Source organism: Dechloromonas denitrificans (assembly GCF_001551835.1).
Taxonomy (GTDB): Bacteria; Pseudomonadota; Gammaproteobacteria; order Burkholderiales; family Rhodocyclaceae; genus Azonexus; species Azonexus denitrificans.
On record NZ_LODL01000035.1, the window covers coordinates 581263 to 602523 of the forward strand.

The following is a 21261-nucleotide window of genomic DNA, read 5'->3' on the forward strand; positions in this document are numbered from 1 at the left end:
GCCGGCTTCAGCCGGCGAACTGGTAGGTCGCCGCCGGCTCGGCCCGCCACTCGCCGTTGCCGGTCAGCTCCAGCACCTGGGCGTGGTATTTGAGGATGCCGGGGCGGTGCCCGACGCTGATCAGCGTCGTTTCGCTGTTCAGCAACTGCTGGTAGAGGTGTTCCTCATTGGCGATGTCGAGGGCGCTGGTTGCTTCGTCGAGCACCGCGTAGCGCGGCTTGCAGAGGAGGACGCGGGCGAAGGCCAGGCGCTGCTGCTCGCCGATCGACAGCAGTTTCTCCCAGTCATGAATGGCATCGAGTCCGCCGACGCGGGCGGCGAGTTCGGGCAGGTTGACGCGCTCGAGCAGGCTTAGCAGGTCGGCGTCGTGCACCGGACGGTCTTCGTTCGGGTAGAGCAGTTGGCTGCGCAGCGTGCCGAGCAGCATGTAGGGCTGTTGCGGCAGGAACAGCATATCTTGCGGCAAGGGGCGACAGATGGTGCCGCTGCCGGCATACCACAGGCCGGCCAGGGCGCGCAGCAGCGAACTCTTGCCGCTGCCGCTCTGGCCGACGATGATCAGGCCCTGGCCGGGCTTGATGTGCAGCGACAGTTCCTTGATCAGCGTCCGCTCGTAATTCGGCGTTTGCAGCGTGACACGCTCCAGCCACAGTTGGCTGCCTTCGACCGATTCGATGACGCCCAGCGCGCTGGCCCGGCTCGTTGATTCGCCAGCCAGGTACTGGGTGAAGGTGTTCAGGCGATCGACCCCGGCGGTGAACCGGCTGAGCGCCTCGAAGTTTTCAATGATCACCGAAATGGCGCTGAGTACGGCGGCAAAGGCACCGGCCGCCTGTACGGCACGGCCGACTTCGAGTTCCCCGGAGAGCACCTGCGGCGCGATGATGATGCTGGGCAGCACGATGGTGAGCAGGCCGAAACCGTACTGGAACAGGTTGAGGAAAAGCTGTGTCCGGATCAGCTGTTTGAAGTTGCGGAAGGCATTGGTGAAGCGCTGCCTGACCTGCTGCAATTCCTGCGCTTCGCCGTGATAGAGGGCGATCGCTTCGGCATTTTCACGAAAGCGCACCAGGCTGAAGCGGAAATCGGCTTCGCGGCGCAGTTGCTGGAAATTGAGGCCGATCAGCCGCCGGCCAAAGCCGAAGATGATGATGACGGTGCCGATCGCGGCATAAAAGACGAGGAAATAGACCAGTTCGCGGGAAATCGACCACAACACGGCACTGAAGGCGACCAGTTGCAGGATGGAACCGATCAGGATGAGCAGGAAGTACAGCGAGCGCTGGGTGAAGGTATTGATGTCCTCGGCAATCCGCTGGTCCGGGTTGTCGATCTCGGCGTGGGCGTTCAGTTCGTAGAAATGGCGATGGCTGAAGTACTTGTCGAGCAGGCGATAGGTCAGCCAGCGCCGCCAGTGCAGGGCCAGCGTGTCGCGCACGAAGTAGTAGGAGGCGAAGAAGGGAATGGCGACGATCAGCAGGCCGAGGCAGTACTTGATCGACACCCAGAAGCGTTCCTCGTCGCGCGCCGCCAGCGCCGAGGTGAATTCGCCGGTCTGCTCGTTGAACAGTACGGCAAAGCGGGTTTGCCCGAGCAGCAGCAGGATGGAGAGCAGGAGCAGGCTCCAGGCCTTCCATTTTTCCTCATGGCGCCAGTAAGGCGTTGCAATGGCCAGGAAGCGCTGCCACAAGTGGCGATCGACGGTCTTCATTGTCCGTTCTGATACTGAACCTGCGTTGGGGAGGCAAGGCAGCCGGCGCCGGCCGCCGTGCATGACGGGATTGTATGCCTCAATCCGGCCCGGAGATAAGCTTGGCTACTGTTTTCCGGGTAGTGCGAAGGGTGTTGAAAAATGCCCGATTGCCGCGGTCGACCGCAGCAATCGGGCAAATTCCGGTCGAAAAAAAGCCGGCTGGATTGCTCCGCCGGCGTTTGGGTGTTCAGTCCAGGATTACTGGACTTGCTGGATACCGGCCAGCACCCAGCCACCGCTGCCGTTGCGCGGCTTGGTCATGTGCCAGATTTCATCGAAGGCTTCGGCCGAAGCGGCCTTTTCTTCGCGGATCAGGCCATGGAAGCGAACGCTGACGATGTAGCGGCTGCTTTCCTCGGCAACATCGAGCACTTCGGCGTTGAGCTGGACGACGTCGGTTTCCTGCTTTTCGGTACCGCGTTCGCCCATTGCCAGCTTGATCTCGGCGAACATTTCCGGCGCGGTGAATTCGCGGATGTCGTCGAGGTTGCCGGCATCGTTGGCAGCCTGCAGGCGAATGAAGTTGACCTTGGCGTTACGGACGAAGCCATCGACATCGAAGTCGGCCGGGATATGGCCGCTGTTGCCGGTGTTGGCGGCCAGCGGGGCAGCGGCGGCGCTGCCGCCGGCCGGCGTGAAGTCAGGCTGGACCGGGGCGCGGTTGTCATAGTTGGCACCGGCACCGGCGTACTGCATGCCGTGGTTCGTGCCGGCCTGTGTCGCGCCGGCCTTCTTGCGCATGACGAAGCCGATGACCATGACCACCGCCATGACCAGCAGGCCGATCATCATCATGTTGGCGAGGCCTTCGCCGAAACCGAAGTGGGAGGCCAGGGCGGCCAGGCCGAGACCGGCGGCAAGACCGGCCAGCGGGCCCATCCACGAACGCTTGGGTTGAGCTTGCGGGGCGGCGGCCGGGGCGGCAGCCTGCTGCTGAGTCGGGGCGGCATTGGTCGCCTTGTTCGGGGTGACGGCCTGGCGCTGCATGCCGGACGAGCTGCCTCCGCCCAGACGGCGGGCGGCTTCGGCATCGCCGGTGGTCAGCGTGAAGCCGAGCACCAGGGCGGCGGCCATCAATGCAAAGGATTTCATGTTTGTCTCCATCGGGGTGAATGTTACGAGGCGAAGAATAGCCCTAATTCGGTTACCGAAAAATATGTATTAAGCGCAACAACGATTCGTAAAAATCGAATTGTTTCAGCCGAACAAGGCGGCCGTCGCCACCGGATTGGACGCGAAGTAAAAGTGGACATAGGAAGCGGTCAGTCGTTCCCGGCGGTAGATCGCCTCGCCCTCCCGGCCATCCTGGGTCTGGGCGCGCACGATCGGCGTCAGCGGCGTTTCGCTCTTCGAGTAATGGAAGGTGTGGCCCTGCAGGCGGCCTTCCGGCAGGTCGGCGAATTGCATGCCGAGTGCGGCCAGGCGTTTCTGCATCACCGAAATGCCGGGCAGCAGGCCGGCGAAGGCATGGGTGTCGCCGGCCTTGTCGGTGACCTGCTCGAACAGGCTCATCATGCCGCCGCATTCGGCGAGCAAGGGCTTGCCGGCGGCGACGTGGGCGCGCAGCTCGTTCCACAAAGGCTGGTTGGCCGACAGCGTCGGGGCATGCAGTTCCGGGTAGCCGCCGGGCAGCCAGACGGCATCGCAGGCCGGCAGCGGCTCGCCGGCGACCGGCGAGAAGTAGCGCAGTTCGGCGCCGAGGTCGGCCAGGGTTTCCAGATTGGCCGGGTAGATGAAGCCGTAGGCGGCATCACGGGCGATGGCGATGCGCTTGCCGGCGAGCAGCGGCGCGATGTCTGGTGGTGGAACATCGTCGAAAACGACCGGTGGCGGCAGGTCGACCGTGGCACTGGCGGCCAAGGCATCGGCCAGACGGTCGAGGCGCTCCTCGATATCGTCGATTTCGGCCGCCTGCAGCAGGCCGAGGTGGCGTTCCGGCAGCACCGCGTCCGGGTTGCGCGGTAGCGCGCCGAACCAGCCCATGCCGGCCGGCAGGCTGTCGCGGGCCATCGCGGCGTGGCGTTCGCTGCCAACCCGGTTGGCCAGCACGCCGGCAAAGGGCAGGCCGGGCCGGTAGGTGGCGAGACCGTGGGCAACGGCACCGAAAGTCTGGGCCATGGCGCCGGCGTCGATCATCGCCATCACCGGGATGTTGAAGCGGCAGGCGATGTCGGCCGCCGACGGTGTGCCGTCGAACAGGCCCATGACGCCTTCGACCAGGATCAGGTCGGAATCCTGTGCCGCCCGGCTCAGCCGCCAGCGCGCATCTTCCTCGCCGCACATGCCGAGATCGAGGTTCTGGCACGGTCGACCGCTGGCCACGGCATGAATCTGTGGGTCGAGAAAGTCCGGGCCGCATTTGAAAACGGTGACGCGCCGGCCTTGCCGGGCATGCAGCCGGGCCAGCGCGGCGGTGACGGTGGTCTTGCCCTGGCCGGAGGACGGGGCGGCGATCAAGAGAGCGGGACAGGCGGTCATTTTTCTTCCTTGGCGGTGCATCCGGCTTATCGGGTCGGCTGGCTGAAGCCTTGCCGGCGATCCCAATCGACGTAGAACAGCCGCGACTGGCTGGTACTGAACGAGTACAGCCGTTCGCCGCCAGCCGCGACGACGCTTTCGCCGCGCCTGAAATCGAGCTCCGGCTCGCGCCCGGTGCGGTTGTTGACGATCAGCGGTAGGCCGGTTTCGGCACTGCGCCGTTCCCACAGATCGTCCGGCCCCATGCCGTCGACTGGCGGCCAGTTGGCCGGGGCGAGCAGTATGGCGGCGCCCTGCTCACGGTAGCGGGCGGCTGGCTCCGGCTTGTAGGTGTCGGCACAGATCAGGACGCCGACGGGAATGCCGTCGACCATGAAGGGCGCGCCGCCGGTGCCGGGCGTGGACCAGCTTTCGGCGCCGCCATGCACGCGCTGCTTGCGGTAGGCGCCCTGAATGACGCCGTTGCGGTCGATCACCGCGACGCTATTGTGGAATTTGCCGGTCTTTCCATCGCGTTCGGCGAAACCGACGAACAGCGCCACCCGGTTGTCGCGGGCGATGGCCGCCAGCGTGCTGATCCAGGTATCGGGAAAGGGCGCGATCCAGTCGGTGCCGATCCGGCTGGCGAAGTTGTAGCCGGTCTCGGCCAGTTCGGGCGTCATCACCCAGTCGGCGCCCTGGCCGACCGCCTCCTGGATGCCGGCCTCGATCCGGGCGCGGTTGCCGGCGACGTCGCCGGGTACGGCATCGAGATGGAGCAGGGCGAGACGCAGCGCATCCGGCGCCTTGGCCGGGGCGACTGGCGCGGCGGTAAAACGCTTCGTTCCGGGCAGGAAAAAGCCGTTCTGCTTGCCGAGCGCTTCGAGCACCGCTTCGTAGCTGGCCTTGCCGATCAGTTCGCCGATCCGGCTGTGGCCGCCGGTATAGCTGGCCTGCGGGCCCTGCGTGCCGGAGACGACGATGATGCTGTCGGTGCCGGTCCCCGTCGCCTGCACGGTTTTGGTGTAGGTGCTCGGCACGTTGAGATCCTGCAGCGCTGCCGTCTTGCCTTCGGTGACGGTGATCAGGGCGCGGGCCAGCGCCGCGTCGGTCAGCCGGATATTGGTCAGCAGCATGATGTTGATGGTGCCGGCCGGCGTCTGGCCTTCGATATAGGTCCCGGCATCGACGCCAGTGCGGATGGCATTGGTCTTGGCGCCGGCCGTCGCCAGCACGGTGACGGTCAGCGGGCCGTAGTGCTTGGTGATCACCGCCAGATTGTCCATGTCGGCGGCGGTGGCCATCCGGGCGACGGCCGGCTTGTCCAGCTGCAACTGGCCGGCCATCTTGGCGTGCACATGCTCGGCATAGGCCTTGCCACCCCGGCCATCCTGGCCCATGAAGCGGTGGCCGAGCGTTTTCCAGAGCACCGGGTGGGCGGCATGGTTGAGTGCTGCCCGGGCATCGAGCAGGCCGTCGGAGGTCGACAAGGTGCGGCGCGCCTCGGGAAAGCGGACGAGCAACACTTTCTCCCAAAGCCCGTCGCGCTCGCTGCGCACGATCTGCGCCTCGGCCCGGATATTGGCCGGGAGATTGCTCAGAACATCGCTTTCCGCCGCCCAGGCGGCCGCGGAAAAGAACAGCAGGCAGGCCAGCCGGCCAAGCGCATTCATCGGCGCGGACTCAGAATTCGAGGCCGGGCATGGCCTTGATGCCGCTCTGGAAGGCGTGCTTCTCCATGCCGATGTCGCTGACCGTGTCGGCCGCCTCGCGCAGGGCTTGCGGCGCGGCGCGACCGGTGATGATGACGTGCTGCATGTGCGGGCGGGTGAGCAGCTTGGCGATGACTTCGTCGAGTTCCAGCCAGCCGTATTTGAAGGCGTAGGTCATTTCGTCGAGGACGACGAGGCCGATCTCCGGGTTGCTCAGGTGGCCGCAGGCGACTTCCCAGGCGGCCTGGGCGGCGCGGGCGTCGCGCTCCTTGTCCTGGGTTTCCCAGGTGAAGCCTTCGCCACCGACATGCCAGGCGACATTCGGCTGCTGGCGGAAGAAGGCCTCCTCGCCGGTATCCGAGCGGCCCTTGACGAATTGCACGACGCCGACCTTCAGGCCGTGGCCGAGGGCACGGGCGACGACGCCGAAGGCAGCCGAGGACTTGCCCTTGCCGTTGCCGGTGTTGATGACCAGCACGCCGCGTTCTTCCTGGGCGGCGGCGATCTTGCCGTCGACCACTTCCTTCTTGCGCTGCATGCGGTTGCTGTGGCGGGATTCCTGGTCCAGGGGTTCGGTCATGGCTTCAGCGCCTCCTTCAGTTCGTCCAGGCCTTCGAGCAGGCGGGGACCGGGGTAGAAAAAATTGTCGCCGGAGAGCATGACCAGCGGCACCGGCAGGCTGCCGAGGCTGGCGTCGCACTGGCTGGCTGCGGTCGACATGAAATTGATCACCAAATCCGGCCGGGTGGCCGCGACCAGGGCCGGAATGCCGTCGATGGCCTGGCCTTCGCGCAGATGGTGGATACCTTCGGCCGGGTCGGCCAGGGTCAGGCCGGCCTGCTCGGCGAGATCGCCGAGCAGCGTGTTGTGGCCGTAGGAATAGGGCTTCGCGGCGCAGGCCGAGAGCAGCAGCACGCGGCGCTTGCGGCCGGGAAATTCGCTCAGCCGGCGATGGGCTTCGCGGCTGAATTCGGCGGCCCGGGCGGCGCCGTTCGGCGCGCCGCTGGCTTCGGCGAGCGCCACCAGCATCTGTTCGGTCTCGGCCAGCGAGCGCGAACCGCCAACGCGCAGCGTACGGGTGCCGGCCGGCGTGACCTGCTGCAGCGTTTGCTCGCTGGTCAGCGTCGAGGTGACGATCAGGTCGGGGCGTAGCGCGGCGATGGCGGCGGCATCCGGATCGCTGACCCCGCCGGTGCGTGGCAGATCCTTCTTGTCGTAGCGCGAAACGCCGACGATGCACTCGCCACGGCCGAGCCAGTCGAGGGCGATGCTCAGATAGGGCGACTGGCTGACGATGCGCGGACAGGCGGCTTGGGCGTTCAGCGCGCTCAGGCCAAGCAGGAAACAACACAGGAAACGAAACAGGGGACGCATGGGGAATCCTTGCAACAAAGACGGCCGCTCAGCGCGGGATGAAGCCGATCCGGCCATCGATCTCGACGGCTTGCAGCGGGTGCTGGTAAAGGGCCGACAGGTGTTCGGCGGTCAGCATCTGGCGGACCGGCCCGAGTTCGTGCCGGCCATCGCCGTGAATGAGCAGGGCGCGGTCGCAATAACGCCAGGCCAGCGCCGGTTCGTGCAGCACCATGATGACGCCGGCGCCGTTGTCGCGCGCGGCACCGGCAAACAGTTCGAGGACGGCGATCTGGTGATTGAGGTCGAGATGGGCGAGCGGCTCGTCGAGCAGGTAGAGCGGCGCCGCCTGGGTGAGCAGGGTGGCGATGGCCAGTCGCTGGCGTTCGCCGCCGGACAGGGTCTGCACGTCGCGCTGTTCCATCTCGGCCAAGCCGACGGCACGCAAGGCGGCGCGGGCGATATCGGCATCCTGGGCGCTTTCCCAGTCCCAGCGCCCGAGGTGCGGGTGGCGGCCGGTCAGCGTCGTTTCCAGTACCGTTGAGGCGAAGGCGTCGCCATGGCGCTGCTCCAGCCAGCCGCGGCGGAGCGCTGCCTGGCGCGGGCCGAGTTCGGCGTAGGAAGTGCCGCCGAGCAGGATTTCGCCGGTATCCGGGGGGCGCAGGCCGGCCAGCACCGAGAGCAGTGTCGACTTGCCGGCGCCGTTGCGACCGAGAATGGCCAGCCGTTCACCGGCCTGCAGCGTGAAGTTGAGGTTGGTGCACACCTGATGCTGGCCGACACTGACGCTCAGCGTCTGGGCTTCGATCAACGGGGCGGTGCTCATCGCTGATGCCTCGAGAGCAGGAAGAGGAAGACCGGCACACCGATCAGCGCGGTCAGCACGCCGACCGGCAGTTGCTGCGGCGCAATCAGCGTGCGGGCCAGGGTGTCGGCCAGCACCAGCAGCGAGCCACCGGCCAGTACCGAGGCCGGCAGCAGCAGACGCTGGTCGTTGCCGGTGGCGAGGCGGACCAGATGCGGCACGACCAGACCGACGAAGCCGATCGAGCCAGCGGTGGTCACCGAGGCGGCGGTGGCCAGCGAGGCAAGCAGATAAATCGCATAGCGCAGCCGGTTGACCGCAACCCCCAGTGCCTGCGCCTGCATCAGGCCGCGCGCCAGCAAATTCAGTTCGCGGGCGAACGGCATGGCCAGCAGCAGGGCGACACCGAGCGCCAGCAGCGGCGGCCACCACTGGCCGCTCTGGCCGAGGTCGCCCATCAGCCAGAAGAGCATGCCGCGCAGCTTGTGTTCGGGGGCGATGGCCAGCATCAGCGCGACCAGCGCGCCGCAGCCGGCGGCAACGATGACGCCGGTCAGCAGCAGCCGCGTCTGCGTCCAGCTGCCGTCGCCGTGGGCCAGCCCGAAGACAATGAACATCGCACTCAGGGCGCCGAGGAAAGCCAGCCCATCGATGCCGAGCACCGGCAGGCCGAGCAGGATGGCGAACATCGCCCCGACCCCGGCGCCGCCGGAAATACCCAGCACGTAAGGGTCGGCCAGCGGATTGCGCAACAGTACCTGCATCAGCGCGCCGGCCAGGGCGAGCAGGCCGCCGCAGGCAAAGCCGGCCAGCGCCCGCGGCAGGCGCAGTTCGAGCACGACGTCGATACCCGCTACCTCGCGCCCGGCCAGGGCGGCCAGCACATCCGGCAAGGGAATGCGTAGACTGCCCACCGTCAACGCCAGCCCGATACTGAGCCCGGCGAGCAGGCCGAGGCTGACGAGGATCAGAAGAGCGCGGTGACGAGTGGGCACAGGAGCTTACTTGGGACTGTAGCGGACACCGACAAAGGCATTAACGCCCGGTGTCGCGAAATCGGCAGCGAGTTCGTAATCGCGATCGAAGACGTTGTTGACCCGGGCGAAGACAGACCAGTCGCCGGTAAAGCGGTAGGCCCCGTACAGGTTGGTGAGCGCGTAGCCGCTCAGCTTGCGGGTATTGGTCGCGTTGTCGAAACGACGGTCGCTGGCGACCATCTCGGCGCGCCATTCCCAGGGGCCGATCTGCTGGCCGATGCTGGCGGCGCCGAAATTGGTGGCGCGGCGTGCCAACTGGCGTCCGCTATCGGTGTCGCGCGGGTCGAGGTAGTTGTAGCTGGCCTGCAGGTTGAAGTTGCTGATCTGGCCGTCGTAGGCCAGGGTCGTGCCTTCCAGCCTGGCCTTGCCGACATTGACCGGTGTGTAGGCGAATGATCCCGGTGCCGTCTCGTTCCACGAGATGAGGTTGTCGACCTGGTTCAGATACCAGGTCAGGGAAACGTGATGCAGGCCCCGCTCGTAGTGAATCGCCGCCTCGCGGTTGCGCGAGGATTCGGGGAGCAGGTTCGGATTGCCGTAGCTGCCGAAGGTCAGCGGGTAGTAGAGATCGTTGAACGATGGTGCCTTGAAGGCCGTGCCGTAGCTGACGTTGGCCCGCCAGTTGGGATCGATGCGATAGCCGTAGGCGATCGAACCGGTCGTCTTGTCGCCGAACTGCGAGTTGTTGTCAGTGCGCAGGTTGGCCTGCAGGCGGTGCGCCAGGTAGCTGCCGCTCCAGCCGGCCAGCACCGAGTTGATGCTGCGTGAATCGACGCTGTAGTTGCCGGTGCCGCTGACCGTCTGGTCGAGTCGTTCGACCGCCAGCAGGAACTTGCCGACGCCGGTCTTGATGTCGTTTTGCCAGGAATACAGGTCCTGGTCGGTGCGGAACAGGCTGCTTTGGACCCCGTCGGTGGTGTTCATCGAATCGTCGGTGCTGTGGCCGATGCGCAGGGTGCTCGTCCAGTTGCTGGTAAAGGCATCCTTCAGGTAGGTACTGAAGTTGGAGACGGCGAGCTGGTTGCGGTAATCCATGGCGGCGGTCGTCTTCGAGAAACCACCGTCGTACTTGTTCTCGCCGTCGCTGTAGAGGAAGCTGGCGCCGGCTTCGTGGCCGGGTGCGAAGGCATAGCCGAGGCTGCCGCTGACGCTGTTGTTGTCGAAACCGTCGCGGTCGGGGTTATAGGCGCTGTTTTTCGGATTCTTGATGCTGTTGAAGCCTTCGGTCCGGTAGGTCGAGGCATCGAGCGCATAGCGCCAGCCGTTCTGGCTGCCCGAGAAACCGGCGCTGGCGGCGCCCGAGTGGTAGGTGCCGCCGCCGACTTCGCCATGGGCTTGGAATGGGCCATGGCCCTGGCGGGTGAAGATCTGGATGACGCCGCCGATGGCGTCGCTGCCATAGAGTGAGGAGGCCGGTCCGCGCAGGATTTCGATGCGCTCGATCTGGCTGGCCGGAAGGCGCGACCAGGAGGACATCTGGCCCAGGGTGGCGGAGCCGGTCCGCATGCCGTCGATCAGGACCAGGGTGTGGCCGCTGTTGGTGCCGCGCATGTAGACGCTGGCATTGGCGCCATTGCTGCCGTTCGTGCTGATCTCGATGCCGGGCTGGCGAGCGAGGATGTCGATCAGCGTCGACTGGCTGGCCTGCTCCAGTTCTTCACGATCAATGACGGAAACGTCGGAGAGCAGTTCCGAGGTGCGCGTTGCCTGGCGCGTCGCGGTGACCATGATGGGGTCGAGGCTGGCCACCTGCAGCGTTTCGGCCTGGGCCTGGGCGGTGAAAATGAAGGGCAGCAGCGCTGCCAGCGGTTTCAAGCGTGGATTCATGAATCTTCCTTTCCCGGCGGGCGTCCCCGCATGCCGGAACAGCATTGAGAAGGAAGCGCAGGGGGAACGGCGGCTCGCAGGAACCGGCGCCACACCCCCGTGGCACTTCCGTGATTTGTCTCAGGCCGGTATCCGGGCTCGCAAGTCTTGACGTACCGCCTTCCCAGGTTTGAACCCAGTGGCCTTGTGGTACGCCCGCACTTGTTACCGTTGCGGGGGCAGCAGCGGATTGGTCTCGTGGAGACGCACCGCTTTCCCGTTTAACTGCGCTTGGAAGAACCTTGCGCAGCACCTGACACGGCGCGCATTCTACATGGCAAGTTGTTGCGCCGCATCAGAAAAGTACTGTTAAATTCCGATAAAGCACTTTGAGAATAAAGGCTTAGTCCTTGACCACACGCTGTTTTTCCCTCTATAGTTCGCGCCATGAATACCGAACTCGAAGCGCTCGAAGCCAAGATTGAACAGGTGGTCGCCCTGGTTCACCAGTTGCGCGCCGAGAACGAAGTGCTGAAGAATCAGATGGCAGCGGCCGAAACCGAAAGACTGCACTTGCGCCAGACAATGACGGCCGCTCGCGAGCGTCTGGAAGGTCTGATGGACAAGTTGCCCGAGGATGCCTGAGATGAGCAGCGAGCCGAATTTCCTCGACGTCAAGATCATGGGCCGCGAATACCGCGTCGCCTGCGCCCCGGCCGAGCGCGATGCGCTGCTGTCGGCGGTCGATCTGGTCGACAACAAGATGCGTGAAATCGCCCAGCGGACCAAGAGCACCATCGCCGAGCGCGTTGCCGTGATGGCCGCCTTGAACATCGCGCACGAACACCTGTCCGGCGCCGCCGGCAATCCTTCGGAAACTGTTTTCGAAGCGGTTGATACTTCCGACGCAAAGCGTAGAATCAGCGACATGGGAGCACGGATCGATGCCGTGCTTGCGCCCCAGCAGAACTTGGACCTGTAGTCACTTTCTGCTGACCCCGGCGCCGCCCGCCGAGCGTCCCCTGCGGTGTTTGTTAAGACCATACATTCCTTGAACCAATGCTAATTGGCATCGGTTGTGGACCATCAAGCTGCTGTTGTGAGCGCCTCTAGTCAGGAGCTTCTGATGCAGCGGGAAAGCGACCATTCTGGACCCAGGTTCAGGATGCCGGTCTGACGGCACTTGCGGGGGCCTTTTTTTGGCCGAAGACATGAAAAATCTCCTTTCCGCTTTGGGCATTCCGCTGCTCCTGGCCGCCTGTGCGGTCGGACCGACGGTGCAGGATGAACCGCTGGTCGAACGTTACTGGCGGGTGCTCGCCATCGACGGCCAGCCGCTGCCGGCTGGCGTCAATCGCGCCGAGCCGCATATCGTGTTGACGGCGGCGCTGCGCACTCACGGTTCGGACGGCTGCAACCGCTTTCACGGCAGTTACGATACGGCGGCCGGCCTGCAATTCGGGCAGATGGCGAGCACGATGATGGCCTGTCCGCCGCCGCTCGATGCGCTGGCCCGCCAGTTCAGCGCCGCCATCGGGGCGACGGCGGATTACCGGATCACCGGCCGGGTCATGGAATTGCTGGACGCCCGGGGCAAGGTTCGCCTGCGCCTGGAAGCGACCGCGCTCAAGTAGGTCCGGCCGATGCACTACTGGCTGATGAAATCGGAGCCGGACGAGGTTTCGATCGACGACCTGGCGGCGGCACCCGGGCAGAGCGTGCCGTGGTTCGGGGTGCGCAATTACCAGGCGCGCAATTTCATGCGTAACGGCATGGCAATCGGCGATCTGGCCTTCTTCTATCACTCCGGTTGTGCCGAGCCGGGCATTGCCGGCATTTGCGAGGTTTGTTCCGAGCCTTATCCGGACGACACCCAGTTTGCGCCGGACAGCCCGTATTTCGATGCCAAATCCGACCGGGAAAAGCCGCGCTGGTGGCTGCGCGACGTCCGTTTCGTCAGTAAAACCCGCTATCTGCCGTTGGCCGAACTGCGCCGTTACCCGGAACTTGCTAACATGCGCCTCCTTGCCCGCGGCAACCGGCTGTCGATCACGCCGCTGAGCGCTGATGAATGGGCCTTTATCAATCGGCGTCTGGCAGAAAACTGATGACACTCTGGTGGTTGACCTACCCCTTGCTGGGGATTTTCGGCGGTTTTGTCGCCGGCTTGTTCGGCGTTGGCGGCGGCCTGACCCTGGTCCCCTTCATGTACATGCTGTTCGTCGCTCAGCAATTCCCGCCCGAGCATGTCATGCATCTGGCACTGGGTACCTCGATGGCAACCATCGTCTTCACATCGATTTCCAGCATGCGCGCCCACCACGCGCATGGCGCGGTGCGCTGGGATGTCGTGCGCAGCCTGGCGCCGGGCCTGGTACTCGGCACCTTCGGTGGTTCGCTGGTCGCCGGCCAGGTGCCGACCGGGCCGATGACGGCGATTTTCGTCGTCATCGTCTATTACGCCTCGCTGCAGATGATCCTCGACTTCAAGCCGCACGCCCATCGCCAACTGCCCGGTCCGCTCGGCCTGTTCGGGGTCGGCGGCATCATTGGTGTGATTTCCAGCCTGGTCGCGGCCGGTGGCGGTTTCCTGTCGATTCCTTTCATGCTCTTCTGCAACGTCGCCATTCACGCGGCGGTCGGCACCTCGTCGGCGCTCGGCTTTCCGATTGCGGTGGCGGGGGCGATCGGCTACATCGTCGCCGGCTGGAGTGACAGTGGCTTGCCGCCCTATACCCTGGGCTACATCTACCTGCCGGCTTTTTTCGGCATTGTCGTGATGAGCATTACGATGGCGCCGGTCGGCGCCCGGCTGGCCCACCGGCTGCCGGTCAAGAAGCTGAAGCGGGCGTTCGGCGGCTTTCTCGCCCTGCTCGCCAGCAAGATGCTGTACAGCCTGATCGGCTGAGTTTAGGCGCCGGCCTTGAAGTCGCGCAGCGTCGCGACGAGGTCGGCGAAACGCTCGCCCTGGACCGTGACATGCGCCCGCAGTTGGGCCGCGGCGAGGTCGCTGTCGCCCTTGATGATCGCTTCAACGATCGCCTGATGTTCGTTGAACGAGGTCGCCATTCGGTTGCGCACGCGCAACTGTAGCCGCCGGTAGGGGCGCAGCCGGCGGTGCAGCGCCGTGGCCTGCTCGACCAGGAAGCCATTGTGGCTGGCCTCGTAGATGCGCTGGTGAAACACTTCATTCAACTGGTAATAGATATCCGGTGTGTTCGCATCGCGCGCCGCTTCGCAGGCGCGGTGCGCTTCCTGCAGGGCCAGTTGTTCGCCCGGCGTGATCCGGCGAGCGGCCAGCCGGCCGCACATCGCCTCCAGTTCGGCCATCACCTCGAACATTTCGCAGACCCGGTCGGCGCCGACTTCCGGCACGGTGGCGCCGCGCCGTGGCCTGATCTCGATCAGGCCGACCGAGGATAACTGGATCAGCGCTTCGCGCACCGGCGTCCGCGAGACGCCGAAGGTGTCGGCCAGTTCCTGCTCGTCGAGCCGCGTGCCGGGGGGGTAGACACCGGTGACGATGCGTTCCTCGATCAGTTCGCCGAGGCGTTCCGACTGGCGGGTGGTGGCGGGTATTTCGGCAGGGCTGTTCACGATTGATGCTCCGGCTTGTGGCAGTGATTTAATTATACGAAATTAGTTGACCAGTATTCAATCATTGCCTATCTTGTATACACAACGGTGATTTTTGAACACAAAACAAGAGTGCGGTATTCCGGAAGTCAGGATAAGCCAGCCAGTGAGGTTTCACCGTCTTCGTTATTTGTTCATTTATCCGGAGGAGACAATCATGAACGAAACACGGCGCAATATCCTTAAAGGTCTGGCTGCCAGTCCCGCCCTGGCCCTTTCCCCCAATCTGCTGTGGGCGCAAAGCGCCGGCGAACTCAAGATATCCCACCAGTTTCCCGGTGGCACGGCGACCGAGGGTGACTTCCGCGACCGTCTGTGCCGCCGCTTCAGTGCCGAGATCGGCAAGCGGACCAACGGCGCGCTGCGTGGTACGGTCTATCCGGGCTCGTCGCTGATGAAGACCAATGCCCAGTTCAGTTCGGTGCGCAAGGGCGCCCTCGACATGACGCTGGTCCCGCTTTCCTATGCCGGCGGCGAAGTGCCGGAAACCAACATCGGCCTGATGCCCGGCATCGTCACCAATTACGACCAGGCAGTGAGCTGGAAGAAGGCCGAAGTCGGCAAGGCGCTGGCCAATATCCTGGCCGACAAGGGCGTGCTGATCGTCAGCTGGATCTGGCAGGCCGGCGGAGTTGCCAGCCGGACGGTGCCGATCGTCAATCCGGAAGATGCCAAGGGCCTCAAGGTCCGCGGCGGCAGCCGTGAAATGGACATGGTGCTGAAGGCTGCCGGTTCGACGGTGCTGACTTTGCCTTCCAACGAAATCTACGCCGCGATGCAGACCGGCGCGCTCGATGCGGCGATGACCTCGTCGACCAGCCTGATTTCCTTCCGCCTTGAAGAAGTGGCCAAGGCGCTGACCACTGGCCGTGGCAAGACTTACTGGTTCATGTTCGAGCCGCTGCTGATTTCGCGCACCGTCTTCGAAAAGCTGCCCAAGGCGCAGCAGGACGTCATCATGGCGGTTGGCGCCGAGATGGAAGCCTTTGCGCTGGAAGGTGCCAAGGCCGACGACCAGGCGGTGGCGGCGGTTTATCAGAAGGCCGGCGGCAAGGCCTACGACCTCAACGATGCCGCCGTCAAGAAGTGGCAGGCGATTGCCCGCGATACCGCCTGGAAGGATTTCGCCGGCAAGAACGAAAGCTGTGCCCGCATCCTCAAGCTGGCCGAGGCGACGCTATGAGCCACGGCTTCGAACTGGAGGGCGCCGTCAAGGCGCCCGAGATTCCCGAGGGAGGAATTCTGGAGGGCATCAATCGCCTGATGCAGGGTCTGCATACGGCGATCATGTTCCTGTCGTCGATCGCCTTGCTGCTTGCCTCGCTGATCCTGTGCAGCAGCGTCTTCCTGCGCTATTTCCTGAAGATTCCGACCGACTGGCAGGACGAGATGTCGGTCTTCCTGTTGGTCGGCGCCACCTTCATGTGCGCCGGCTATGTCCAGTCGCAGCGCGGCCATATCGGCATCGAGGCGGTCGCAAGCCTGTTGCCGCCCCTGGTCAATCGGTTGCGCCTGGTCTTCTGCGACCTGGTTTCCTTCCTGTTCTGCAGCTTCTTTTCCTGGAAGTCGATGCTGCTGTTGCATGAAGCCTGGGTTGATGGGCAGACCACCTCTTCGTCGTGGGCGCCACCGCTGTGGATTCCCTATGGCTTCATGACCACCGGCATGACCCTGTTGTCGCTGCAGATCCTGCTGCAGTTGCTTGCCGGTATCGTTCGGAAGGAGAAATAACATGGCCGAATCCACTATCGGCATGCTCTACGGGCTGGGCACCCTGATCGTGATGTTCTCCGGCATCCCGATCGCCTTTGCCCTCGGCACCATCGCCGTCCTTTTCATGCTGGTCTTCATGCCGGCCGCCGCCACCGATACGATCACCCAGAACGTGTTCGAGGAAATGGCCAACATCACGCTGCTCTCGATCCCGCTGTTCATCCTCAAGGGTGCGGCGATCGGCCGCTCGCGGGCCGGTGCCGACCTCTACCTGGCGATCCATGCCTGGATGCACAAGATACCGGGCGGCCTCGGCATTGCCAACGTCTTCGCCTGCGCGCTGTTCGCGGCGATGGCCGGCTCCAGCCCGGCGACCTGCTCCGCCATTGGCGGCGCCGGCATCCCGGAAATGCGCTCGCGTGGCTACTCGCCGGGCTTCGCGGCCGGCATCATCGCCGCCGGCGGTACGCTGGGCATCCTGCTGCCGCCGTCGATCACGATGATCCTCTTCGCGGTGGCCGCCGAGCAGTCGCTCGGTCGCCTGTTCCTTGCCGGTATCGGGCCCGGCCTGCTGCTGGTCGCCCTCTTTGCCGGCTATGCCGTGTTCCGCTTCAAGGTCGAATACAACTCGGCGCTCGACGTCTGGCATTCCGGCGGCGCCAAGTCGGCCTACCTCGACGAAATGAAGATGACCCGGGCCGACAAGACCCGCATGCTGCCGCGCGTCATTCCTTTCGTGCTGCTGCTGATCGGCGTCATGGCTGCGCTCTACGGCGGCTACGCGACGCCGTCGGAAACCGCAGGTCTCGGCGGCATCCTGGCCCTCGCCTTGATCGCCGGTATCTACGGCGTCTGGCGGCCGGCGCAGCTGAAGCCGATCCTCAACAGCACGTTGAAGGAATCGACCATGCTGATGTTCATCATCGGCATGTCGCTGCTCTACTCCTATGTGATGAGCTACCTGCACATCAGCCAGGGCGCCGCCGAGTGGATCGTCGCCATGCACCTGTCGAAGTGGCTGCTGCTCGCCGCCATCCTGCTCTTCGTCGTGGTCCTCGGCTTCTTCCTGCCGCCGGTGTCGATCATCCTGATGACTGCGCCGATCATCCTGCCGCCGCTGAAGGATGCCGGTTTCGACTTGATCTGGTTCGGCATCGTGATGACCGTGGTCATGGAAATGGGCCTGATCCATCCGCCGGTCGGGCTGAACATCTTCGTCATCAAGAACGTCGCACCGGATATTCCGTTGAAGGACATCGTCTGGGGCGTCATGCCTTTCCTTGGCCTGATGTTCCTCGCCGTACTGCTGCTCTGCCTCTTCCCGGGCATCGCCACCTGGCTGCCGGATCTGGTCATGGGCGTGGCGAGCTGAGAGGCCGATCATCATGAACGCACCGCTCCCCCGCAACTGGGACAGCCTGCGCCAGAGCCGTGGCCGCCGCCTGGAGCGGGCGGCGAGCCTCGGCCTGGCTGGCAAAAATGGCAAGGAAATCCCGGTCGACCGCATCATTGACCTGCTCGAAGCCGTCATCCAGCCGGGCGACCGCGTCTGTCTGGAAGGCAACAACCAGAAGCAGGCCGATTTCCTCTCCGAGTCCCTGGCTGATTGCAGCCCGGAACGTATCAATCACCTCAGTCTGGTCCAGTCAGTCCTGGCTCTGCCGAGCCATGTGGACCTTTTCGAGCGCGGCCTGGCAAACCGCCTCGACTTTTCTTTCAGCGGCCCGCAGGGCGCCCGGCTGGCCAAGCTGGTCCAGGAGCAGCGCATCGAGATCGGGGCGATTCATACCTATCTCGAACTGTTCGGCCGCTACTTCCTCGACCTGACGCCGAATGTGGCGCTGATCGCGGCGCAGGCGGCCGATGCCGACGGCAATCTCTACCTCGGGCCGAACACCGAGGACACGCCGGCCATCGTCGAAGCCACCGCCTTCAAGGGCGGCATCGTGATCGCCCAGGTCAATGAGCGGCTGGAAAAACTGCCGCGTGTCGACGTGCCGGCCGACTGGGTCGATTTCACCGTGCTGGCACCGAAGCCGAACTACATCGAGCCGCTGTTCACCCGCGACCCGGCGCAGATCACCGAAGTCCAGGTATTGATGGCGATGATGGCGATCAAGGGCATCTACGCGGAATATGGCGTCACCCGCCTGAACCACGGCATCGGCTTCGACACTGCGGCGATCGAACTGCTGTTGCCGACCTATGCCGCCGATCTCGGCCTGAAGGGCAAGATCTGCACGCATTGGGCGCTCAATCCGCACCCGACGCTGATCCCGGCCATCGAATCCGGTTTCGTCGAATCGGTGCATTGCTTCGGTTCGGAAGTCGGCATGGATGCCTACATTTCGGCCCGTTCCGACGTCTTTTTCACCGGCGCCGACGGCAGCATGCGTTCGAACCGGGCCTTCAGCCAGACGGCCGGCCTCTACGCCTGCGACATGTTCATCGGCTCGACCTTGCAGATGGACATGGCCGGCAACAGTTCGACGGCGACGCTGGGCCGGATCACCGGTTTCGGCGGCGCCCCGAATATGGGCTCCGACCCGCACGGCCGGCGGCATGCCAGTCCGGCCTGGTTGAAAGCCGGGCGCGAGGCCTACGGGCCGAACGCCATTCGCGGCCGCAAGCTGGTCGTGCAGATGGTCGAAACCTTCCGCGAGCACATGGCGCCGGTTTTCGTCGAGGAACTTGACGCCTGGCAGCTGCAGAAAACGATGGGCGCCGAACTGCCGCCGATCATGATCTACGGCGATGACGTCAGCCATGTCGTCACCGAGGAAGGCATCGCCAACCTGCTGCTCTGCCGTAGCCCGGAAGAGCGCGAACAGGCCATCCGCGGTGTCGCCGGCTTCACGCCGGTCGGCCTGGCGCGCGACAAGGCGATGGTCGAGAACCTGCGCGACCGCGGCATCGTCCGCCGTCCTGAAGACCTCGGCATCGACCCGCGCCAGGCGACGCGCGATCTATTGGCCGCCCGTTCCGTCAAGGATCTGGTGCGCTGGTCCGGCGGCCTCTACGCCCCACCGTCCCGCTTCCGCAATTGGTGAACGCCATGGAAACTCTCGATTTTCGTTTCGACTCGGCGCCCGTTTCCCGGGCGGCCAACCCGGCGCTGTGCGGTGTTGTCGGCTCCGGCAACCTGGAAATCCTGGTCAAGGCCGGCGATGAACCGACCGCCTGCGCGGTCCGCATCAAGACCTCGGCCCGTGGTTTCGGCGAGACCTGGCGTGCCGTGCTGGGCAGCTTCGCCGCGGCCCATGCTGCCGGCGGCACCGCCATCGCCATCAACGATATGGGGGCAACCCCTGCTGTCGTCACGCTGCGCCTGGCGCAGGCGCTGGCCGAATACCAGGGAGGTGCGCAATGAACCCGTCACTCGCGACCCGTCATAGTTGGTTCGAGGCGACTGCCCGCGCCCGCCTTGCCGGCCTGCTCGACGCCGGCAGTTTCCGCGAAATCCTGCCGCCGGCCGAAGCGCAGCCCAGCCCGCATCTGGCCCAGCTCGACCTGCCCGGCGCCTTTGACGACGGCGTGGTCATTGGCTGCGGTCGACTGGCTGGCAAGGCTGTTTTTGCCGCAGCCCAGGAAGGCCAGTTCATGGGGGGGGCCGTCGGCGAAATCCACGGCGCCAAGATCGTCGGCCTGCTGCGCCGGGCGGTCAAGGAAAAGCCGGCCGCCGTGCTCTTCCTGATCGACTCCGGCGGCGTTCGGCTGCATGAGGCCAACGCCGGCCTGATCGCCATTTCCGAAATCATGCGCGCCGTGCTCGACGTCCGCGCCGCCGGCGTCCCGGTCGTCGCGCTGGTCGGCGGCAGCTGCGGCGCCTTCGGCGGCATGGGTATCGTCGCCAAGCTCTGTTCGGCCATCCTGATTTCCGAGGAAGGCCGGCTGGCGCTGTCCGGGCCGGAGGTCATCGAAACGGTGGCCGGCGTCGAGGAATTCGATGCCAAGGACCGGGCGCTGGTCTGGCGCGTCACCGGCGGCAAGCATCGCTACCTGATGGGCGACTGCGCGATGCTGGTCGAAGACGACCTCGCCGCCTTCCGCCGCGGCGCCACGGAGTTTCTCGCCGGCTGGACGGAACCGGCACCGAGCCTCGCCGGCCTGCGTGCCCGGCAGCAGGTGCTGAAAAACCGCCTCGCCGCCTATGGCGCGCTGCGCGACGGCCTGCAGGTGTGGGCGGCGCTCGGCGTTGCCGAGCCGGAAAGCGTGCCGCTGCTCGACCGCGATAGCCTGGTCGCCTTGAAGGAAGGATTGCCGACATGAGCCTCAACGACATTCTCGATAGCCTGTTCCCGGCCGGTCATGCGGTCGACGTCGCCAATTCGGTGATTACCGGCCAGGCGCAGACGGCGCAGGGTCCGGTTGCCGTGCTCGGCACCACCGACGCGGCGGCGATTGACCATGCGATGGCGCTGGCACTGGCCGATTTCATCCTCGACACCGTCGAGCAGCACCCCGGCCGGCCGCTGGTCTTCCTGGTCGATACCAGCGGCCAGGCCCTGTCGCGCAGTCAGGAACTGTTGTGCCTGAACGGCTCGCTGGCCCATCTCGCCAGTTGCGTCGATCTGGCGCGCCGCCAGGGCCACGCCTCGCTCAGCCTGGTCACCGCCAATGCGGTCAGCGGCGGCTTCCTGTCCTTCGGGCTGATGGCCGACAAGGCTTATGCGCTGGCTGACGCCCAGGTCCGCGTCATGGATCTGCGGGCGATGGCGCGGGTGACCAAGATCGCCCACGAGCGACTGGTCGAGTTGGCGGCCAGTTCGCCGATTTTCGCGCCGGGCGCCGAGAGCTATGTCCGGATGGGCGGCATCGAGGCGATCTGGCCCGCGGCTTCGGCCGAGTTGCTGGAGCGGGCGCTGCTCGCCGCCGTGCAGACGACGCCGGTGACCGATCAGCGGATGGGCTGCGGCCTGAGCCGCGGTGGCCGCCAACTGGCGGCCGGTGTCGCCAAGATGGTCCAGAACACCGTGCTCGGCGCCTGAT

Annotated in this window: 22 protein-coding genes, 1 other RNA gene and 1 riboswitch; of the genes, 13 read left to right on the forward strand and 10 right to left on the reverse strand. The window is 65.1% G+C overall.

Features of this window, described 5'->3' with window-relative positions:
- Positions 1–7 precede the first annotated feature (7 nt).
- From AT959_RS17605 to AT959_RS17645, 9 genes are all read right to left on the reverse strand, one after another.
- On the reverse strand, positions 8–1711 hold the full coding sequence (locus tag AT959_RS17605; RefSeq protein WP_066885978.1) for an ABC transporter ATP-binding protein/permease: 1704 nt from the start codon (positions 1709–1711) through the stop codon (positions 8–10).
- A gap of 240 nt (positions 1712–1951) precedes the next feature.
- Entirely contained in the window at positions 1952–2845 is an 894-nt protein-coding gene (locus AT959_RS17610; protein WP_066885980.1) for a Tim44 domain-containing protein, read from the reverse strand.
- A 105-nt stretch (positions 2846–2950) separates the two neighbouring features.
- On the reverse strand, positions 2951–4231 hold the full coding sequence (locus AT959_RS17615; RefSeq protein WP_088178996.1) for a cobyrinic acid a,c-diamide synthase CobB: 1281 nt from the start codon (positions 4229–4231) through the stop codon (positions 2951–2953).
- 26 nt (positions 4232–4257) lie between these two features.
- Positions 4258–5883, reverse strand: coding sequence for an adenosylcobinamide amidohydrolase (locus AT959_RS20700; protein ID WP_083518468.1), 1626 nt, complete (start codon positions 5881–5883; stop codon positions 4258–4260).
- A 10-nt stretch (positions 5884–5893) separates the two neighbouring features.
- A complete protein-coding gene (gene cobO, locus AT959_RS17625) occupies positions 5894–6502 on the reverse strand; it encodes a cob(I)yrinic acid a,c-diamide adenosyltransferase (RefSeq protein WP_066885986.1) in 609 nt (202 codons plus the stop codon).
- The gene (locus AT959_RS17630) at positions 6499–7296 is read right to left on the reverse strand and encodes an ABC transporter substrate-binding protein (RefSeq protein ID WP_066885989.1); all 798 of its coding nucleotides are present in this window, start codon (positions 7294–7296) and stop codon (positions 6499–6501) included. Before AT959_RS17630 ends, cobO begins: the two co-directional genes overlap by 4 nt.
- Before the next feature lie 28 nt (positions 7297–7324).
- Positions 7325–8101 carry an ABC transporter ATP-binding protein gene (locus tag AT959_RS17635; RefSeq protein WP_066885990.1) on the reverse strand — a complete coding sequence of 259 codons (777 nt, stop codon included), beginning with the start codon at positions 8099–8101 and terminating at the stop codon, positions 7325–7327.
- Positions 8098–9075 carry a FecCD family ABC transporter permease gene (locus AT959_RS17640; protein WP_066885991.1) on the reverse strand — a complete coding sequence of 326 codons (978 nt, stop codon included), beginning with the start codon at positions 9073–9075 and terminating at the stop codon, positions 8098–8100. Before AT959_RS17640 ends, AT959_RS17635 begins: the two co-directional genes overlap by 4 nt.
- A gap of 6 nt (positions 9076–9081) precedes the next feature.
- On the reverse strand, positions 9082–10944 hold the full coding sequence (locus AT959_RS17645; protein ID WP_066885993.1) for a TonB-dependent receptor domain-containing protein: 1863 nt from the start codon (positions 10942–10944) through the stop codon (positions 9082–9084).
- A 106-nt stretch (positions 10945–11050) separates the two neighbouring features.
- A riboswitch (cobalamin riboswitch) is annotated at positions 11051–11255 on the reverse strand.
- Between the two features lie 115 nt (positions 11256–11370).
- On the opposite strand from AT959_RS17645, the gene AT959_RS17650 reads away from it, so the two are divergent.
- The 6 genes from AT959_RS17650 to AT959_RS17675 all read left to right on the forward strand — a co-directional run bounded on the left by AT959_RS17650 (position 11371) and on the right by AT959_RS17675 (position 13831).
- Positions 11371–11568: a hypothetical protein gene (locus AT959_RS17650; RefSeq protein WP_066885995.1), complete on the forward strand. Its 198-nt coding sequence runs from the start codon at positions 11371–11373 to the stop codon at positions 11566–11568.
- Between the two features lies 1 nt (position 11569).
- Positions 11570–11905: a cell division protein ZapA gene (locus tag AT959_RS17655; RefSeq protein WP_066885998.1), complete on the forward strand. Its 336-nt coding sequence runs from the start codon at positions 11570–11572 to the stop codon at positions 11903–11905.
- 34 nt (positions 11906–11939) lie between these two features.
- A non-coding RNA gene (ssrS, locus tag AT959_RS17660) (6S RNA) lies at positions 11940–12119 on the forward strand.
- A gap of 15 nt (positions 12120–12134) precedes the next feature.
- Positions 12135–12557 carry an META domain-containing protein gene (locus tag AT959_RS17665; protein WP_066886000.1) on the forward strand — a complete coding sequence of 141 codons (423 nt, stop codon included), beginning with the start codon at positions 12135–12137 and terminating at the stop codon, positions 12555–12557.
- A 9-nt stretch (positions 12558–12566) separates the two neighbouring features.
- Positions 12567–13031: an EVE domain-containing protein gene (locus AT959_RS17670; protein WP_066886003.1), complete on the forward strand. Its 465-nt coding sequence runs from the start codon at positions 12567–12569 to the stop codon at positions 13029–13031.
- The gene (locus tag AT959_RS17675; protein ID WP_066886006.1) at positions 13031–13831 is read left to right on the forward strand and encodes a sulfite exporter TauE/SafE family protein; all 801 of its coding nucleotides are present in this window, start codon (positions 13031–13033) and stop codon (positions 13829–13831) included. The genes AT959_RS17670 and AT959_RS17675 overlap by 1 nt, the downstream gene beginning before the upstream one ends.
- A 2-nt stretch (positions 13832–13833) precedes the next feature.
- On the opposite strand, the gene AT959_RS17680 is transcribed toward AT959_RS17675, so the two are convergent.
- On the reverse strand, positions 13834–14520 hold the full coding sequence (locus AT959_RS17680; RefSeq protein ID WP_066886009.1) for a GntR family transcriptional regulator: 687 nt from the start codon (positions 14518–14520) through the stop codon (positions 13834–13836).
- Between the two features lie 196 nt (positions 14521–14716).
- Between AT959_RS17680 and dctP the strand changes: the two genes are divergently transcribed.
- The 7 genes from dctP to mdcE are packed head-to-tail and all read left to right on the forward strand — an operon-like array spanning position 14717 to position 21260.
- Positions 14717–15742 (forward strand): TRAP transporter substrate-binding protein DctP, encoded by a 1026-nt coding sequence (gene dctP / locus AT959_RS17685; RefSeq protein ID WP_066886011.1) that lies wholly within the window; start codon positions 14717–14719, stop codon positions 15740–15742.
- Positions 15739–16290 carry a TRAP transporter small permease gene (locus tag AT959_RS17690; RefSeq protein WP_066886014.1) on the forward strand — a complete coding sequence of 184 codons (552 nt, stop codon included), beginning with the start codon at positions 15739–15741 and terminating at the stop codon, positions 16288–16290. Before dctP ends, AT959_RS17690 begins: the two co-directional genes overlap by 4 nt.
- A 1-nt stretch (position 16291) precedes the next feature.
- Positions 16292–17644 (forward strand): TRAP transporter large permease, encoded by a 1353-nt coding sequence (locus tag AT959_RS17695; protein ID WP_066886017.1) that lies wholly within the window; start codon positions 16292–16294, stop codon positions 17642–17644.
- A gap of 13 nt (positions 17645–17657) precedes the next feature.
- Positions 17658–19322, forward strand: coding sequence for a malonate decarboxylase subunit alpha (mdcA, locus tag AT959_RS17700; RefSeq protein ID WP_066886019.1), 1665 nt, complete (start codon positions 17658–17660; stop codon positions 19320–19322).
- 5 nt (positions 19323–19327) lie between these two features.
- Entirely contained in the window at positions 19328–19642 is a 315-nt protein-coding gene (gene mdcC, locus AT959_RS17705; RefSeq protein ID WP_066886022.1) for a malonate decarboxylase acyl carrier protein, read from the forward strand.
- Complete coding sequence (locus tag AT959_RS17710) at positions 19639–20541, forward strand: biotin-independent malonate decarboxylase subunit beta (RefSeq protein WP_066886025.1); 903 nt, start codon at positions 19639–19641, stop codon at positions 20539–20541. Before mdcC ends, AT959_RS17710 begins: the two co-directional genes overlap by 4 nt.
- Positions 20538–21260 (forward strand): biotin-independent malonate decarboxylase subunit gamma, encoded by a 723-nt coding sequence (gene mdcE, locus AT959_RS17715; protein ID WP_066886028.1) that lies wholly within the window; start codon positions 20538–20540, stop codon positions 21258–21260. Before AT959_RS17710 ends, mdcE begins: the two co-directional genes overlap by 4 nt.
- Position 21261: the final 1 nt, after the last annotated feature.